The organism is Kitasatospora sp. NPDC091276 (assembly GCF_040684355.1).
GTDB lineage: Bacteria > Actinomycetota > Actinomycetes > Streptomycetales > Streptomycetaceae > Kitasatospora.
The window spans coordinates 37,383-53,809 of record NZ_JBFBFU010000021.1; the positions used below are offsets into that span (position 1 = coordinate 37,383).

A 16,427-nucleotide genomic window follows, 5' to 3' on the forward strand; every position below is an offset into this window, starting at 1 on the left:
CTCCTGTGTTCGACACGGGCACAATGGTGTCCCGGCCAAGGGACCGCGGCTGAGCGATTTTCCGCAGAAAATTCTCCACGCGCAGGACAGCTATGGGGCAGCAGCTTCTGCCACTTCTTGCCTCGCCGGGGGATGGTCGGCAGTGCAGCTGTGCGCTGGCTGGCATCGGGCTCGTGGATTCGCGCGCTCTGCCGCTGGCACAGCATGGCGAACGCACGCCGTTGGAGTGGGTCCGGACGGCGTGTGACGTCATCCAGGGGAGCCGATCAATCCCCCGAGCCGTCCCGGTGTTCCCTTGAGGCCCCCGAATTTTCTGCGGAAAATTTCGCGACTCGGCTCAGCAGCCTGGCTTCCTGCTCCACCGCGATCCGAAGAGAGCGGCACTCGACCGGCTGGCGAACGACCCTGGGGGCGAGCCCAGCAGTCCCCCGGGCCGCCCCAGTACCCCTCCCGAGGTCCGCCGAATTTTCTGCGGAAAATTTCTCAGCGTGGTTCACCGCGGTCCGAAGGGAGTGGTACCCGGCCGGCTGGCGAACGACCTTGAGGGCTTGCCCGGCCGGACCGTGGGGGGCGGGCCAGCGGAGCCGCATCATTGGCCTGCGGTTGTGACGGGAGCTCAGCCGTATGTGGGGGAGCCGTTGAGGTGGCTGATCCAGCATGGAGGAAACGGCGCGTCTACCTCGGACTGGATGGGTGTGGCCCACGATGAATGTTCGTCATCGTGGCAGTGTCCATCGGCGTCGCCTACCAGAACCGGTGCGGTGGGCGCTCCTGCGACCGGCATAAGCAGATGGGTAGTCGTCGCGCAGTGAGCTCCGGTTAGCACGACCGTGTCCGGGGCCAGGGGGCGCGGCCCGGCGATTTTCCGCAGAAAATTCGCCGGCGGTCGGGCAGGGGCAAAGCCGCTGTTGGTCTTCGCCTCGGTGGCGGATGACCGCGTACGCGTCCTGTCACGGCCCGCGTCGAAAGGCTCTGTGGCTCCCGGGCGAACCGCGCCTACCTGTGTAGACGCGGCATCCGTCGCACCATCCTGGAGGAGACCTACCGGATCCGTAGCCGAACGAAGCTCGGCGCCGGCGACGGACGTCGCCCAGGTCCGACGAGGATGATTACCGCGCTCAAGCAACACCGCGTGCGGTGGCGACGGGGGACGACGAGTCGGCTGTCCGCTACGAGGCAACCGTGGTGATCGCCGCCTCATACGAGTAGCTGCGAAACGCCCCCCGCTGCGATCATGTGGCGGTGAACGATGGACTGCCGGATGGCTGGACGATCGAGCGAGTGTGTTCCGCATCAGGGGATCCTGAAGCCGCCCTGCTCACCCTCGAACGACTGGTCGTGGTCGAGGAGCACGGCCGTGCGGACTACGTCTCACTCCGGCCCGACGTCATCCTGGCCTTCCACGGCCTGTGTCTCGTACGAGCGGACGACGACTGGTACGTGGGCGAGCTCGACTTCGACGGCTCGGTCATCTGTTGGGCCGCCTACGGTTCCGACTTGGGCGAAGCCATCCAGGGGTTGTGACGTATCAGGCGATCGGCTTGATCACTTTCACAGCGTGCCTCAGCGGGGGAGAGGACCCCCACTTGTCGTGATAGGCGCTGCCCCGTAGGAGGCCGCAGGGGAGTCGAAGCCGTCGGCAATTCCTGTGTCGCGAGGGTGGGGCCGATTGCTGGGAACCGGGACTCAGCGATCGCGGAGCCCGATCTGTCTACCGCTCAGTCGAGGAATTTTCCGCAGAAAATGCGAGGGCTTCGATGGGGGAGCAGCATCAGCATCCGGACCAGCCGACTGGCAAGCACACGCTCACGCGCTGCACAGCCACGGCTCGGACTCGGGTTCCGGCTCATTCAAAGGGCTTCCGTACCACTGACCCATGCCGTCCGGGTTGGCTCTCTCCGAGCTTCTCCGCGGAGGCCGGTCAGAGTTCTCGACGGACATCCATCGTGCCCACGGCAACGGCAACGGCAACGGCAATGGACGATGCCAGCAACGGACGATGCAGGGGACGGCCGATCCGTGGGCTTAGTCGAGGGACTCTGAATTTTCCGCGGAAAATCCGATGCGCCATCGGCCAAAGCGATGCTCTGGACATCCACAGCGGCGTCGAGTTCGCCATCACTACGTCCGCCGCTTGACCTGCTTTACGGCGCCTCTGCCTTCACGATCGAGCCAGCAGCTCGTATCCGACCGGACCGATGGCCCCGAAAGTGCTCACCGGGGCAGGACCGTCACCTCCCGATCTCGACCGTACGGTTCATACCTCGGAGAGGACCTGGCTAGTGGGGCGGCATGCCACAGCTGATGTCGGTCCTCGAACGCATCGAGGTCAAGGGCCCCGGCGTGGTCGTCCGCGCACACCTCGGACTGCCTTGGCGGCGCCAAGGGCGTACGGCTTCCGCCGCAACTGTCGTTACCTGCGAAGGCGCCAGATTCAAGCACACCGTCCCGGAGGAGAAGGATCAGCGGGCCAACCGTCGGCGACGAGTCAGCCGAGGAGGCCGGCCTGCGGGCTTCGACATGAAGATGTACAAGCGTCGGAACGAGGTCGAGCGCGCGGTCAAATCGGCTCGGCGTCCTCGATCCGACTGCGGCCCAGGTCGTGGGTCGGTTCGATTCCCGGGCGCCGCCTCGTCCGGTCAGGTTCGTCTCGACGTCGTCCCAATCCGGGCCGTGCAGCCACAGGTTCTGTACCGCCTTCCCGCATCAGTGCCGGCTCGCCCGGTCGTGGCAGAGGCACGAGCCGGTACTCCAGACTCCGTATCTGCATCGGCAGGCAGCCCCGTGAGCTGGCCGTGGGCACAGCGCCCTCAGCATGGCGAGGATCGCATCCGCATCGGCGAAGGTCAGCTCCTCGACGAAGTAGCGCTCGTCATCGTCATCGGCGTAGTCGCTGAAGCGATGTCTCGTGACGGGCTTTCCGACAGCGGCCGCAGCCGCGGTCAGTCTGGCGGTGGCGCCGACGGTCGGTACCTCGGTGCTGCCACGAACCCGGGCCGACGGTAAGTCAGGGGACCGGAGGGGAAGGGGGGCGGGTGAAGGTCCAACTTGCCAAGCTGCCGCAGCGAGCTGCGGTACGCCTGAGGTCGAGCCGGCCGGCCAGGAGGTGGCGGAGCCGGGGACGAGCTTCCGGCGGAAGGAGCGGCGGGTGCGATGTTCGGCACCCGCCCGGAGTGGGTGTGAGCGCGAGTGGCTTCTTCGAGGCCTCGGGAGCCGGCTCCTCAGCGGTCAGAGGCGATTTGCACGTCGCAGGCCACTTCACGCTCAAGGGTCTGAACACAAAAGACATCAGAAGACCAGTAATAGACAAATCTCGGTACGGAGCTGTTTTCGGATGGCGTGGTGCTGGGCACGCCGACCCGTAGCCTTCCTGCGGTGGCCGGGTCCTTCGGTATTTAGTTCGTACAAACAAGAGAAGAGGCGGTTCGGATTCGGTGGCCGAGGTGAGCCACGTCGACGGTCGAGCCTTCGTGACGTGTCGGGTGATCGACCCGAAGTTCCGGATGTGGGGGAGAGGGCGGACGTGGCTTGGGGGCGTAGCGGAGCGTCGTTCACCAGAGCTGCGCGCCTCGCGGGGTGGGGAGCCCGGTGCGCGGGGATGACTCCCGCCCGCCGTGGTGGCATGAGACTCTGGGATTCGGTGACCGAGCCCTGGAACCTCATTGACGTCTGGCCGGCGAAGAACGCATCGGCCAGCCTGGCCGAGCGTCGCCCGCCCGCATCGCCCGAAGCCGTCGGGCGCACCGAGGAACGACTCGGGTTCGAGATCCCCGCTGATCTGTGCGAGTCGCTGCTGTGCCATGACGGAGACGACGTCTACCTTGCTGTCCTTCCGGTCGGCCCCCTGTACTCCACGGAAAGGATCGTCGAGATCCGCACCATGCGGATGAGGATCTGGGACGCCGATGATCCGGACCAGCGGGACGCCCCGTGGTGGGGAGCGCGGTGGGCTCCGTTCGCCGGCCGTGACGGCGACGAGCACTTCATCGACGCCGGGCCCGGCCTGTGGCACAACCACCTCGGGAGGGCTGCCCATGACGACTCGGCTACTCCGCCGGCTGGCCGAGCCTGGCCACCCTGGCTCCATGCCGTCGCCCAGGCGATGCCGCACCACGGTGGCCGCGACCACGTCGAGCCGGCCAAGTCGCCAATTCGCTTTTGTGTCAAGGTAGTTGAATGATAGATCTCATCGAAGGAACGGAACTCGGTTGAGTGGCAAGCCCTTTGCGGGAGTCCTGTTCGGGTGTCGGGGACGCAACACCTGAACTGGGCAGGCTGGTCTTCGGTGTTGCCCATGACCTGGTTGAAGAGGCCTGATGTGGTGTGTCATCACATCTCGCACGAGGTCCGCCGTGACGGCCAGTTGCGGGTGTCTGGGCATCGGGCGCGACATGACGGCGGTGTCAGGGGCGGAAGGGGAAGCCGTAGAGGTGCACGGAACGTGCTCGCGGCCCTCGGTGTCACCGGTTGCCTTGGCGGCGCTGCCGCGCTTCCGCCAGCGTCGTCCCAGCGTCGTCCCAGCGTCACGAGTTCGCCGTTCAGCTCGGCGAGTTCGGCCGGGGTCGGGTCGATCATCCCACTCGGAGCTGAACGCGGAGTCCGTCCGCACCTTGCCCCAGGCGGCGCCCTGGTCCAGGTACGCGCGGTACTGGGAGGTCCGGGTCTCGACGATGTCGCGGGTGACCGCGCCGACTGCGGCGGCCCCCTCGGGCGTGCCCGCGAAGTCCGAGTCCCCAAAGCCCCGGCCCTCCTCGGAAGCCGCCTGCCGCCACCGCTCGCGGCCGCCCGCACTGCGGTCGCTCGCCTCGGTCACGAAGCCGTGCTCGGCCAGCTTGCGCAGGTGGTAGCTGACCAACGACGGGGCCGCGTCGACCTGTTCGGCGAGCTGGGAGGCGGGCCGCGGCGCCCGCGGCGTACAGCAGCCGGTAGAGCATGCGGCGATGTCGTAGTGGAAGCGCCGCGCGCCCTGGACTCGGATGCTCTCGATCCGGCCGACGCGGACGGGGGTTGGTGCCGGGCACCGGCCTGGTTCAGATCGCGCCGCTGTCATCGACGGTGTCCGCTATCGGCTGCCAGTGGACGTCCGGGTGTTACGGGCCGTCGGCTGCGGCACGGGCCTGGGTACGGGCACGGGTACCGGTGCGGTTGGGGGAGGGGCCGGGGACGGATCGGTCAGGCCAGCCAGCGCAGCACGGTCCAGGGGCCGGCGGGCAACGGTGAGAAGACGAGCGTGGGCACCAGGAGCAGTCCGGCACTCACCCACCAGTAACGGCGGCCCCGTAGGCCGGTCAGCCTGCGGAGCCCGAGGTTGACCAGCCACCACAGCAGGCCGAAGACCGTCCAGACGACGACGCCGGCCACCACCCACACCATCGGGCCGTCGTTCTCGGTGGGTTCGCGCTGCCCGAGCCCGAGCCAGACCAGCGGGTAGTTGAGGAAGAACACCAGCGTGAACATCAGCGGGACCATGGCGGCGAGCCCCAGCGCGACGTTGACCAGCACCGGGGCCGCCCACGCCGCCCACACCGCCTGCCTCGTCCGGGCCTCAGGCGTTGCGCAGGGGTGCATGGTGCTTCTCCAATGCCCGGTAGGGCTCGGTCAGTTCGACGCCGTGCTTGCCGTGGGGTCCGGTCCGTGACCGGGCCGTCGTAGCGTCGGGATGTCGATGGCGGGGTGGCTGTCGCATTCGTCCTGCGCGCTCGTCAGCTGCGGGTGAGGTCCTCGGGCGCTGCCCGGGCGAGGGTGTCGGCCACCGTTGTGCAGGCGAGCCGGGCCACGGAGCGCAGCTCGGCGTCGGGGGTGCCGACCCGGCTCAGTACGGCCAGCGACTGGTTGACGGCGACGACGAACACGGCGAGCTCGTCGAGCGTCCGGGTGTCGGCCGAGGAGTCCGCCAGGGCCGCGCGTACCCGTTGACGCTGTACGTCGAGCAGGCCGCGCACCTGTGCGCCGTTCTCCTCCTTGAGCGTCGACGACTGCGCGGCGGACTGGGCGATGAGGCACCCGGAGGGGACCGACGGGTCGGCGATGCGGCCCAGGACGACGCCGAAGAACGCCTCGACCGCGCGCACCGGATCACCGGGGTGTGCCGCGAGCGCCTGCTCGTACTGCGTGCCGTAGATCGACGCGTAGCGGTCGAGGCACTGGCCGAACAGGGCGTCCTTGTTGCCGAAGGCGCCGTAGAGGGAGCCGCGGCCCAGGCCAGTGGCCGAACCGAGGGCATCGAGTGAGGCGTCGGCGTACCCGCGCTGCCAGAACACCCGCATGGCCTGGTCCAGTGCCGCGCTGATGTCGAACTGCTTCCGGCCGGACACGGTGTGCACCTCTCCTGCTTCTCTGCTGTCCCACGTCGTCGCGACGAGCCTACCCGCATCTTGGACCGATCGGTCAGTTCATCTTTGACTGATCAGTCCAAGATGGCTAGCGTGCAGAAAGGCGGTTCCCGGATCCGAAGACTTGCCGGGGCCAGCCGCTGGCCACCGGCCGGCAGCCGCCAGCCGGACCGGGCGGTTCCCGCCGTCTCGGCGAACCCGTCAACCCCGTGCCCCCGAAGGATGATCATGAGTCTGTCGCCGACCCGCCCGCCCACGCCCGAAGGCCGCGGTTCCGTCTCCCAGGTGCCGAATCTCCCGGCCGGCTTCGCCGACGCCTTCACCAGCCGCTACGTCGACACCGGCGAACTGCGCCTGCACGCCGTCACCGGCGGCGAAGGGCCTGCGCTGCTGCTGGTCGCCGGCTGGCCCCAGACGTGGTACGCCTGGCGCCTCCTGATGCCCGCGCTGGCACAGGACTTCCGGGTCGTCGCGGTCGACCCGCGCGGCGTCGGACTGTCCGACAAACCCCCGGGCGGGTACGACACCGGCACGCTCGCCCGCGACCTGGTGGCGCTGATGGACGCGCTCGGGCACCGGCGGTTCGCCCTGGTCGGCCACGACGTCGGGATGTGGACCGGTTACGCCCTGGCTGCGGACCATCCTGACCGGCTCGACCGCCTGGCCGTCGCCGAGGCCGCGATCCCGGGGTTGTCGCCCTCGCCGCCTCTCCTCGGCAGCCGGGAGGCCAACGACCGCCTCTGGCACTTCGCCTTCAACCGCCTCGCCGACGTCAACGAACAGTTGGTCAGCGGACGCGAACACCTCTACTTCGGCCACCAGTTCGCCACGAAGTCCGCGAAGGCACTGCCCGACCACGCCGTCCAGCACTACGTCGACACCCTCGCCGCCGACCCGGAAGCCCTGCGAGCCGGCTTCGAGTTCTACCGCGCACTCGACACGACCATCGCCCAGAACCAGGAGCGCAGGACTCGACGGCTGACCCTGCCCGTCCTGGCGATCGGAGGAGCGGAGAACCTGGGCGCCTCCGTCAGCGAGACGATGGAGCTCGCCGCCGACGACGTGCAGGGCCTCGTCCTCCCCGACTGCGGCCACTACCCGGCCGAGGAGGCCCCGCAGGCGATGCTGACCGCCCTGACCGCGTTCCTGGCCCCGTACCGGGACGGAGCGGGCGCCCAGGGCACCCCCACGGCACGCGTCGGCCTTACCACCCCCACCGGTGAGGTCGACTCCGCGTACACGGCCTCGACGATCGATGCCCGGCCCGTCTCGAACGCCCGTCGGCAGGCGCCGGATGCTGACCGCTGTGACCACTGACCGCTCTCTTCCGACTGACCCCGTGCTTGCGGGGGGAGAAGCTTCTTTCCGGACCGCGGCGGAGCGGTGATGCCCTTTGCCGTTTCTTGACCAGGGCCCGCGGTGCCGGATAGTGAACTGCGGTGATCTGTTGAACTGTCAGGAAACGGCGGCGCGGTGTTCCAATGCACCGGGGCTAGGCGTGGGCGCACGGCTGTTCGGGGCGGCCGGTGAAGGCGAATGCGTCCCCGGCAGCGGCGCAGTCCCGATGCCGCTGTCCGTGCGTCACGCTCTCTTGCGATGGCGGGATTCGGGGCCGGGTCGCCGGGGATATCCGGGAGGTCCTCGGAAATCAGGGGCTCAGCGAAACGGACATTGTGCTTCATGACACGCGGGTCGTGTCGGCATCAGGCCTGATCATCTGGAATGCTGTTCCAGTCCGCCGTCACCGGCTTTGATCGGCGGGCATCCGCAGTACCGGGCAAGCGGCCCGGGAAGCCCACGGAGAGAACGGAACATCATGAAGCCATCTGTACTTGTCGTGTCCACTGACCCTCAGGGATCGGCCGTCGTCTGGGCGGAGCGGGTGGGGGACAACCTGCCCTTCGATTTCATGGCGGCGCACGACCAGGCCGATCAGCTGCTCCACCTCAAGAAGACCGGTGCCAAGGTCCACGTCATCGCCAACCAGAAGGGCGGCGTCGGCAAGACCACGACCACGGTGAACCTCGCGGCGTGCACCTTCGACGTCCTCGGCGAGAAGGACGAGTACGAGCACATCTTCATCGACACGCCGGGCACCCTGGCCGACGAGGAGATCCTGCGCAGTGCTCTGGAGATAGCGGATGACGTCCTGGTCCCGATGATCACCGAGCCGTTGTGCTTCGACCCGACGGCGCGGACGATCCAGAAGGTCATCGAGCCGATGGACATCCCCTTCCGGGTCGTCATCAACAACTGGGACCCCCGGGACGGCCGCGCCGACCTGGAGGACACCGAGGCGTACATCGCCGCGAAGGGGTGGCCGCGGGCCAAGACGGTCCTGCGGCGTTACAAGATCCACTCCCGGGCGGTGGCCGAGGGAACGGTCGTCACCCAGTACAAGGAGAGCGGCACCGCCTACCGGGCCCGCGAGGACTTCTTCCGGCTGTCCCTCGAGCTCGGGTACGGGGGTCGCTGATGGCCGGCCGTCGTGTTTCCTTCGCCTCGATGGCGGCCGACCCGGTCGTCGACGCCCCCGGGGTGGTCAGCAACCAGGAGACTCCGGCCCGGTGGGTCCCCACGGGGCCGGACTCTCCGGCCCGGTGGGTTCCCACCGCCAACTGCCTCCCCAACCCGCGCAACCCGCGCGACGACCTGGGCGACCTGTCGGACCTGGCGAGCATCAAGGACCGCCAGCTGCAGAGCTGCCTCGCCGTCACCCCGGACGCGTACCTCCGGCTCTGGCCGGAGGACGAGGGCCTGCTCGGTGCGGGCCCGCAGGACGTGGTGATCGTCAACGGCAACCGGCGCCGGGCCGCTGCCGCGCTGTACGGGCGCGAGCAACTGCTCGTCGTGGTCGACGACTCGGTGGCGGACTCCAAGGCGACCCTGCTGCGCGCGGCGCTCGACGAGAACATGGCGCGCAAGGACTTCGACCCGATCGAGGAGGCCAACGCGGTCCTGCTCATCGTGGCGCAGTACGCCACCGCCAAGGAGGCCGCCGAGTCGGAGGGCTGGTCCCAGAGCTGGATCTCGCACCGCAAGAACCTGCTGAAGCTCCACCCCGAGCTGCAGCGGCAGGTGCGGGCCAAGGCGCGGGGCGAGGAGGGCATCTCCATCAACGTCGCCCGCCGGCTGGGATCGGTCAAGGGCATCGACGCGATGGCCCTGGCCGAGCAGACGGAGCAGCTGGAGCAGCTGCTCCAGGCCGACGCCGACGCCGTCGCGGCGAAGCGGGCGGCGAAGCTGGGGGCCCGGGCGGCGGCGGTTCAGGCCTCCGCTGACGGGGTGACTCCTCAGGCCGCGCCGCAGCGACCCGTCGCATCCGCGAGTGGGCCTGCGGAGAGCGCGTCCATGGCTGCGACCACGGCCACGGCTGCGTCCACGGCCACCGTCACGCCGTCACCGGTGGATCCGTCGCCGGTGGAACCGTCGGCTTCGGCTACCCGGTCGAAGCCCGCCAGTGCCGGCACGGGGGAGAGCACCGAGCCCGCTCCGAGCACGGAGTCCGCTTCGAGCACGGAGTCCGCTCCGAGCGCCGAGCGATTTTCCGCGGAAAATTCCGAGCCTCTTCCGATGCCGGAACAGCGAGCCGAGGCCTCCCCGGCCGAGCAGCCGTCGGCCACGCCGTCCGCGGAGCTCGGCGATGTCGACTGGCATGACGTCGAGGAACTCGCCGACGCCATCTGTCGCACCCTCTCGGCCGACGAGGCCTACCGCCTCGCCGACGCCCTGGCCAACCGTCTGCTGACGACCAACAGCTGACGCGACCTCCGGTGCCCGCCCCGTCGTTCGCACGGGGCGGGCACCGGATCGGCATCCCTCGCCGGTGCCTGCGGGAGGGAGGCGTGGACCTCCCCGGCCGTCCGAACGGCGTCGCTCATAGTCCGGCTTCGTACGTCCCGGGCGGCACGGGCGTCCCGTCGTACGGGAGATAGCACCTCATGCGGTACGACAGCAGGTGCTGTACGAGGTCGCTCGCCAGGAACGGCTTCGCCCACTCCCACTGGGTGCCACCGCGGCAGGCGGTGCAGGCGGGGTCCCGGTGGTTGCGGCACATCGCGCCGCGGGCAACGTGCTGGGTGCGCATCTTGAGTCGACCGGACAGCCAGATCTCCGTATGGGCCCTCGCCTTCTGCGGCTTGCAGCGCATCAGAACGCAAACCTCTTCGACGCTGAGCACCCGCAGGGCGACGCCCAGGCGGGCGTGCCGGCTGACCTGTGAGGTCGCCAGGCCGGGCAGGAGTTGCTCGGTCAGGCTCGGCTCGAGCCGCTTGATGAGTTGGTAGCTCGCTCTCTTGCTGTCATCTCCCTGGGGGAGATCGTGGATCAGCCAGATGAGCGGGCTGTACACCACGCTGGTCGCTTTCCGGTTCGCCCGCAGGAGGCGCGCGGCGTCCTTGAAGTCCTGGCAGGACTTCTCGTCCTCAAGGTGCTCCAGGAGGTTGCGACGTGCCTCGGCGTACGTTCCGAACGGACGGTATCCGTAGTCGACGACCTTGATCTTCGTCTCGGGAGTCGTCACCAGCTTCGCTGCTATCCAGGCCCACTCCGTCAGCATGGGACCGACCATAACCCACGACGGTGCTCCCGGAGGAGGCCTCGTCGCGGACTCGGGTGGTGACGAAGAATGGTTTCGGCCGCCCGAAAGTTCGCATGGGGAAGGCGATTTGACGACGTGTCGGCTGATGCGTTCCGCCGTGGCGTGCGGTCAGGTCTGTTCGTTCCCGGTCCACGCGCGGAGTCTCCGGGTTGCGGACGCCCAGATGCGGCTGACGCGGCCGCCGCCGGTCTCGGACGCGGCCACGGTCACGGTGACGCCCACCGAGCTTCGAGGGCCCTGCGCCGTACCGTCAGCGATCCGTCCGCGGGCTCGGGCCAGGGCACGCAGTGTCGGTGGTGTCTGATACGAAGGCCCTGTGACGGAGGACGAGATCATCAAGCGGCTCATCGAGCAGAATGCCGGAGGGCGTCCTTCGCCTGCGCTTCCGGAGGCTGTGTCCGGGCTCGAAGCGGTTGTGGGGCACCTCATGCCGCCTTTGCTCAGACGGGTCTATCTCGAGGTCGCCCGGATCTATCTCGAGGTCGCCGATGGCGGGTTCGGCCGCTGGGGTGGTGCCCTGTCCTTCACCGAGTACCGTGACGAACCACCGATGAACCACCCGCATTGGAGGCGTACCTCGGGTGGCGCGAAGGCTATGGCGCGGACTATCCGACACCGGTGTACCGCTACTGCCCTGGGGCTGCGCTATCCGGTCGCTCCCGGCATGGCTGTATGGCTATGACGCAAGGTGAATGATTGCTCGGGAGCAATGGTTCACCCCGAAATCGGCAGATCGGGTGGCGGCTCGTCACACACGGTTTCTTGGGGGATTCTTGACCAGAAAATCGAAGCAGGCGGCCGCCGATTTGGACAATCCGGAAAAATTATCAAATTTTCACATTTAGCGCACTCGATGCTTGTGCATCGCGGAGGTGAGGATGACGATGGAGCGAGGGGGACTTCGAAAGAAGGTTGCTCATGTCATTCCTCGGACAGTTCCAGTCCTTCGGTCGGTTCCGTGACGACTGGGGCGGCGGTGGTCGCGGTGGCGACTACGGCGACTTCGGTGACGACCGTGGCGGCTACGGCGGCTACGACGACTTCCGTGACGACTTCGGCGGCGACCGTGGCGGCTACGGCGGCTACGGCGGCTACGGAGGCGACCGCGGCGGCTACGGAGGCGGCTACGGAGGCCGGTGGTAAGGATCGCTTCCCTGTGAGAGCGGGCCGGGCACGTGTGCCCGGCTTTGCCGTGTCGGCCGGGAGCGACCCCACGCGGACCCGCGCCGGCCGTGCGTGTGGAGACCTTCCATTCCCGGAGCAGGGCCTCTTTGATCGGGAGTTCCTCTCAATCCGGAAGTGATCTGGGCTCGGGGACGAGCGAGAAGACCGTGAGATGACGAGGAAACACAGCCTTCGGTCGGCTCTGCGACGCTTGCTCACGGTCGCCGAGACCTCCGATGTGGTCGCCGCGGCACCGCCGGTCCCGCTCATGGCGATCTTCCGGCGCTTCTGGCCCTACACCAAGGGCGGCCGCCGGTGGCTGGTGGTGCTGCTGGCCCTGGTCGCGGTGGGCCCGGCGATCGAGGCGATGGAGATCTGGCTGTTCAAGATCGTCATCGACGACATGCTCATTCCGCACCGGCTGGACCTGTTCCTGCCGATCGCCCTCGCCTATGCGGGGCTGACCCTGCTCTCCGGAGTACTGGGCTTCGCCCGCCGGGTGATCTCCACCTGGGTCAGCGAACGCTTCCTGCTCATCCTGCGGTCGGACGTGTTCCGGCACATCCAGGGCCTGTCGCTGGGCTTCTTCGAGCGCCGGCGGCTCGGCGACGTGCTGTCCCGGGTGACCGGCGACGTGGACGCGGTCGAGACCTTCCTGCTCTCCGGCATCGTCAACGCGCTCGGCCAGGTGGCGCGGCTCGGCATCTACGTCGGCCTGCTGCTGGTGCTGCGCTGGGACCTGACCCTGGTCGCGCTAATCGCCGCGCCGCTGTTCTTCCTCACCGCCCGCCGCTTCGCCAAGCTGATCCGGGCGGCCTCGCGCGAACGCCGTCGGCGCAGCGGCTCGATCAGCGCGGTCGCCGAGGAGTCGCTCGGCAACATCGCGCTCGTCCAGGCGTACAACCGCCAGGACTGGGAGCACGCCCGATTCCAGCGCGAGAGCATCGGCCGGTACCACGCGGCGATGGCCTCGACCAGGATCGGAGCGCTCTACGGGCCGACGGTCGACTTCGTCGAACTGCTAGGCGGCCTGGTGGTGATGGGCCTCGGGGCCTGGGAACTCGTGCACGGCCGGCTCACCTTCGGTGGCCTCATCGTCTTCCTCACCCTGCTGAGCAGGCTCTACGGCCCGATCCAGAGCATGTCCGGGCTCGGCAACACCTTCTACGCGGCCTCCGCCGCCGCCGAGCGGATCATCGAACTGCTCGACCAGCGTCCACAGGTGACCGATCCCGCCACCCCCCGGCCGCTCGGCCGCGCCCGGGGCGGGATCGAGTTCGACGACGTCACCTTCCGTTACCCGGACGTGGAGGCGCCCGCACTGTCGGAGGTGTCCTTCGAGGTGGCGCCGGGGGAGACGCTGGCCCTGGTCGGCGCCAGCGGCGCGGGCAAGTCCACCGTCGCCAAGCTGCTCTTGCGCTTCTACGACCCGGACGACGGCGCGGTGCGGCTCGACGGCCTCGACCTGCGCGACCTCGCCCTCACCGACCTGCGCGAGAACGTCGCGGTGGTGCTCCAGGAGACCCTGGTCTTCCACGGCACCGTCCGGGAGAACATCGCCTACGGGCGCCCCGAGGCGAGTGAGGCCGAGATCCTGGCGGCGGCCCGGGCGGCGGACGCCCACGAGTTCATCACCCGGCTCCCGGACGGCTACGACACCCTGGTCGGCCAGCGCGGCCGGCTGCTCTCCGGCGGCCAGCGTCAGCGCCTCGCGATCGCCCGCGCGATGGTCCGGGACGCCCCCGTCCTCATCCTCGACGAGCCCACCACGGCCCTGGACGCGGAGTCGAGCCAGCGGATCATGGGCCCGTTGCGCCTGCTCATGGCCGATCGCACGACGATCATCATTTCGCACAACCTGCTGACCGTCCGCGACGCCGACCAGATCGTCCTGCTCGACCAGGGCCGGATCGTCGCCCACGGCACCCACACCGAGCTCCTCCTCCGCAGCTCCGCCTACGCCGGCCTGCACCGGTTGCACCACCCGCCGGGCGAGTCCGTGGAGGCCGTCCCCTGAGGCGTGCCCGGGCGTACCGATCTCGGCCACGGCCCTGCGGGCCTGTTGGTAGATTCCTCGCGTGAGCGAGCAACTGCCCGGCGGTGGGATCGGGCTGTCGTCCGACGAGGTCGCGGCCCTCGACGACAGGTGGTCGTCGTGCTGGAGGCCGGACGAGGTCGCGCGGCGGTTGGCGGGGGTCGGCACGCCGTGGTGTGTGGCCGCGGGATGGGCGCTGGACCTCTTCCGGGGCGGGCAGGCGCGTGCGCACGAGGACATCGAGATCGCGATTCCGGCCGCGAGCTTTCCCGAGGTCCGCAGTCGCTTCCCCGGGTACGTCTTCGACGCGGCGGGCAGCGGCCGGATCTGGGAGGACGCCGCACCGGGGGTGCTGGCCGCCACCCATCAGACCTGGCTGCGCGATCCGGCCACCGGTGACTACCTGCTCGATGTGTTCCGCGAACCGCACGACGGCGACGTCTGGATCTGCCGGCGCGATGAGAGGATCCGCTTTCCCTACGGCGACATCATCCGCCGCACGGCAGGCGGCATCCCGTACCTGGTGCCCGAGCTGGTCCTGCTGTTCAAGGCCAAGCACCTCCGCCGGAAGGACCAGGCGGACTTCGACACGACCGTCCCGCTGATGACCCCGGCCCAGCGCGGGACCCTGGCCGAACTGCTCGCCCGCGTACACCCGGGGCATCCCTGGCTCGCGGACCTGTAGCCCCCGCGCAGTCGTTGGCGCGGGGGCTTTCCGGGGCTGCGGGGAACGTCAGCGGACGACGTCGAAGACCTGCTTCTGCAGACCGTTGGGGTAGACCTCGTGCTCGACGAGCGTCAGCTTCTGGGTGTCCTTGTCCGTGGTGCTGAACAGGCGCTTGCCCGCGCCGAGCAGGAGCGGGAAGACGAGCAGGTGGTAGCGGTCGACCAGACCGGCGTCGGAGAGGGCCTGGTTCAGGGTCGCACTGCCGTGCACGATGATCGGGCCGCCCTCGGTCCGCTTCAGCGCGGCAACCTCGTCGAGTGAGCGCAGGATCGTGGTCTCGCCCCAGTTCGACACCAGGTCGTCCTCGGTGAGGGTGGTGGAGACGACGTACTTCGGCATCACCTTGTAGTCGGCGAAGTCCGCCATGTCGGGCCACACCTGGCTGAACGCCTCGTAGCTGGCCCGCCCCAGCAGCATCGCGGTGGCCTCCTGCTGCTCCCGCCCCTTGATCTCGAAGGCCTCGGGAAGGAATTCGATGTCCTTGAAGGTCCAGCCGGAGTTCCGGTAGCCGGGCTCCCCGCCCGGGCCTTCCACAACGCCGTCGAGCGAGATGAAGGCGGTGCTGATCAGGGTACGCATCTCTGGTTCCTCGGTGTCTCGGATCTGGATTCTTCCGGGCTCGCCGACCTGGTCGGCATCGGACGCCCTGCTGTCGGCCGCCGATGTGATCAAGGTAGCCGTGCCGGCCGAACGAGGCCGCCAGCCGGGGCCGCTGTGCGTTGCCGTCAGCCCCTGGGGAATTCGCCGCCGTCCACGACGAGGTTGCTCCCCGTCAGCCAGCTCGCCCGGCCGGACAGGAGGAACAGCACCGCGTGGGCGATGTCGTCGGGTCGGCCGTCGCGTCCCAGCGGGGGAGTCGTGGTGTCCTGGCCCGGCCCCGCGTCCAGGCGTGCCCACTGCTCGCGCGTCGCTTCGCCGCCGGGGGTGGCGGTTCGGCCGGGAGACACGGTGTTGACCCGGATCCCGTGCGGGGCCAGCTCGGCGGCCAGCCCCCGGCTGTAGGCCTCCAGCGCCGCCTTCGCGGCCACGTAGTGCAGGAACGGCGGTGCCACGGTCGGGACGGCGGCCGAGGAGACGTGCACGATCGCCCCCGAACGCCGTTCCCGCATCCCCGGTGCCAGCAGCGCGTCCAACCGCACCGACGCCAGGAAGTTCAGGTCCAGCGCGTTCTGCCACTCCTCGTCGGGGATGGCCAGGGCGCCGTGGTGCGGCTGCGCCCCGCCCACGTTGTGGACCAGGATGTCCACCCCGCCGAGCACCTCCTGCGCGGCCGTGGAGAGCGCCTCCGCGCCGGCCCGCGTTCGCACGTCGGCCGCCACGAAGGCGGCCCCCTCCGGGACGGTGCCCGTCGCCGACCTGGCGGTCGTGAGCACCTTGGCGCCCGCGTCCAGGAGTTGGCGCACGATGGCTGCTCCGATTCCGCGAGAACCACCCGTGACCAGGGCCCGCTTGCCTGCGAGTTCCTGCGTGCCTGGTCCGTTTTGGGTCGTGGTCATTTTCTTGGTCCTCTCGATCGCGTGTTCGTCCGGGTGTTCGTCCGCTCGACGGAATGGGAATCGACCTGGCGCG

At 69.0% G+C, this 16,427-nt stretch carries 13 protein-coding genes and 3 pseudogenes; 10 read left to right on the forward strand and 6 right to left on the reverse strand.

Annotated elements, in window-relative coordinates:
- Positions 1–1,242: 1,242 nt before the first annotated feature.
- The 3 genes and pseudogenes from AB0O19_RS25270 (at position 1,243) to AB0O19_RS25280 (ending at position 4,180) form a co-directional block, all read left to right on the forward strand.
- Complete coding sequence (locus AB0O19_RS25270) at positions 1,243–1,524, forward strand: hypothetical protein (protein ID WP_363622579.1); 282 nt, start codon at positions 1,243–1,245, stop codon at positions 1,522–1,524.
- Positions 1,525–2,274: 750 nt separating this feature from the next.
- A pseudogene (locus AB0O19_RS25275) lies at positions 2,275–2,562 on the forward strand (IS5/IS1182 family transposase); the annotation flags it as partial.
- 1,078 nt (positions 2,563–3,640) lie between these two features.
- A complete protein-coding gene (locus AB0O19_RS25280; RefSeq protein ID WP_363622581.1) occupies positions 3,641–4,180 on the forward strand; it encodes an SMI1/KNR4 family protein in 540 nt (179 codons plus the stop codon).
- Positions 4,181–4,403: 223 nt separating this feature from the next.
- Here the strand turns inward: AB0O19_RS25280 and AB0O19_RS25285 are convergent.
- From AB0O19_RS25285 to AB0O19_RS25295, 3 genes and pseudogenes are all read right to left on the reverse strand, one after another.
- A pseudogene (locus tag AB0O19_RS25285) lies at positions 4,404–4,934 on the reverse strand (helix-turn-helix domain-containing protein).
- Between the two features lie 238 nt (positions 4,935–5,172).
- Positions 5,173–5,568, reverse strand: coding sequence for a hypothetical protein (locus AB0O19_RS25290; RefSeq protein WP_363622583.1), 396 nt, complete (start codon positions 5,566–5,568; stop codon positions 5,173–5,175).
- Positions 5,569–5,702: 134 nt separating this feature from the next.
- Positions 5,703–6,314, reverse strand: coding sequence for a TetR/AcrR family transcriptional regulator (locus AB0O19_RS25295; protein ID WP_363622773.1), 612 nt, complete (start codon positions 6,312–6,314; stop codon positions 5,703–5,705).
- Positions 6,315–6,560: 246 nt separating this feature from the next.
- On the opposite strand from AB0O19_RS25295, the gene AB0O19_RS25300 reads away from it, so the two are divergent.
- The 3 genes and pseudogenes from AB0O19_RS25300 (at position 6,561) to AB0O19_RS25310 (ending at position 10,094) form a co-directional block, all read left to right on the forward strand.
- Positions 6,561–7,649 carry an alpha/beta hydrolase gene (locus AB0O19_RS25300; protein ID WP_363622585.1) on the forward strand — a complete coding sequence of 363 codons (1,089 nt, stop codon included), beginning with the start codon at positions 6,561–6,563 and terminating at the stop codon, positions 7,647–7,649.
- Between the two features lie 646 nt (positions 7,650–8,295).
- Positions 8,296–8,808, forward strand: a pseudogene (locus AB0O19_RS25305) (ParA family protein); the annotation flags it as partial.
- Positions 8,808–10,094, forward strand: a complete 1,287-nt coding sequence (locus tag AB0O19_RS25310) for a ParB N-terminal domain-containing protein (RefSeq protein ID WP_363622587.1) — start codon at positions 8,808–8,810, stop codon at positions 10,092–10,094. The pseudogene AB0O19_RS25305 and the gene AB0O19_RS25310, both read left to right, overlap by 1 nt.
- A 115-nt stretch (positions 10,095–10,209) precedes the next feature.
- Here the strand turns inward: AB0O19_RS25310 and AB0O19_RS25315 are convergent, their stop codons facing one another.
- The gene (locus tag AB0O19_RS25315) at positions 10,210–10,890 is read right to left on the reverse strand and encodes a hypothetical protein (RefSeq protein ID WP_363622589.1); all 681 of its coding nucleotides are present in this window, start codon (positions 10,888–10,890) and stop codon (positions 10,210–10,212) included.
- 358 nt (positions 10,891–11,248) lie between these two features.
- Here AB0O19_RS25315 and AB0O19_RS25320 point away from each other — a divergent pair, with 358 nt between their 5' ends.
- The 4 genes from AB0O19_RS25320 to AB0O19_RS25335 all read left to right on the forward strand — a co-directional run bounded on the left by AB0O19_RS25320 (position 11,249) and on the right by AB0O19_RS25335 (position 14,816).
- On the forward strand, positions 11,249–11,614 hold the full coding sequence (locus AB0O19_RS25320) for a hypothetical protein (RefSeq protein WP_363622591.1): 366 nt from the start codon (positions 11,249–11,251) through the stop codon (positions 11,612–11,614).
- 236 nt (positions 11,615–11,850) lie between these two features.
- Positions 11,851–12,075 carry a hypothetical protein gene (locus tag AB0O19_RS25325; protein ID WP_363622593.1) on the forward strand — a complete coding sequence of 75 codons (225 nt, stop codon included), beginning with the start codon at positions 11,851–11,853 and terminating at the stop codon, positions 12,073–12,075.
- 232 nt (positions 12,076–12,307) lie between these two features.
- Positions 12,308–14,113, forward strand: a complete 1,806-nt coding sequence (locus AB0O19_RS25330) for an ABC transporter ATP-binding protein (RefSeq protein WP_363622595.1) — start codon at positions 12,308–12,310, stop codon at positions 14,111–14,113.
- Positions 14,114–14,174: 61 nt separating this feature from the next.
- The gene (locus tag AB0O19_RS25335) at positions 14,175–14,816 is read left to right on the forward strand and encodes a hypothetical protein (protein WP_363622597.1); all 642 of its coding nucleotides are present in this window, start codon (positions 14,175–14,177) and stop codon (positions 14,814–14,816) included.
- A gap of 48 nt (positions 14,817–14,864) precedes the next feature.
- Here AB0O19_RS25335 and AB0O19_RS25340 read toward each other — a convergent pair whose 3' ends face one another.
- Together AB0O19_RS25340 and AB0O19_RS25345 are read right to left on the reverse strand one after the other, a co-directional pair.
- On the reverse strand, positions 14,865–15,437 hold the full coding sequence (locus AB0O19_RS25340; RefSeq protein WP_363622599.1) for a dihydrofolate reductase family protein: 573 nt from the start codon (positions 15,435–15,437) through the stop codon (positions 14,865–14,867).
- A 146-nt stretch (positions 15,438–15,583) separates the two neighbouring features.
- Positions 15,584–16,354: an SDR family oxidoreductase gene (locus AB0O19_RS25345; RefSeq protein WP_363622601.1), complete on the reverse strand. Its 771-nt coding sequence runs from the start codon at positions 16,352–16,354 to the stop codon at positions 15,584–15,586.
- Positions 16,355–16,427: the final 73 nt, after the last annotated feature.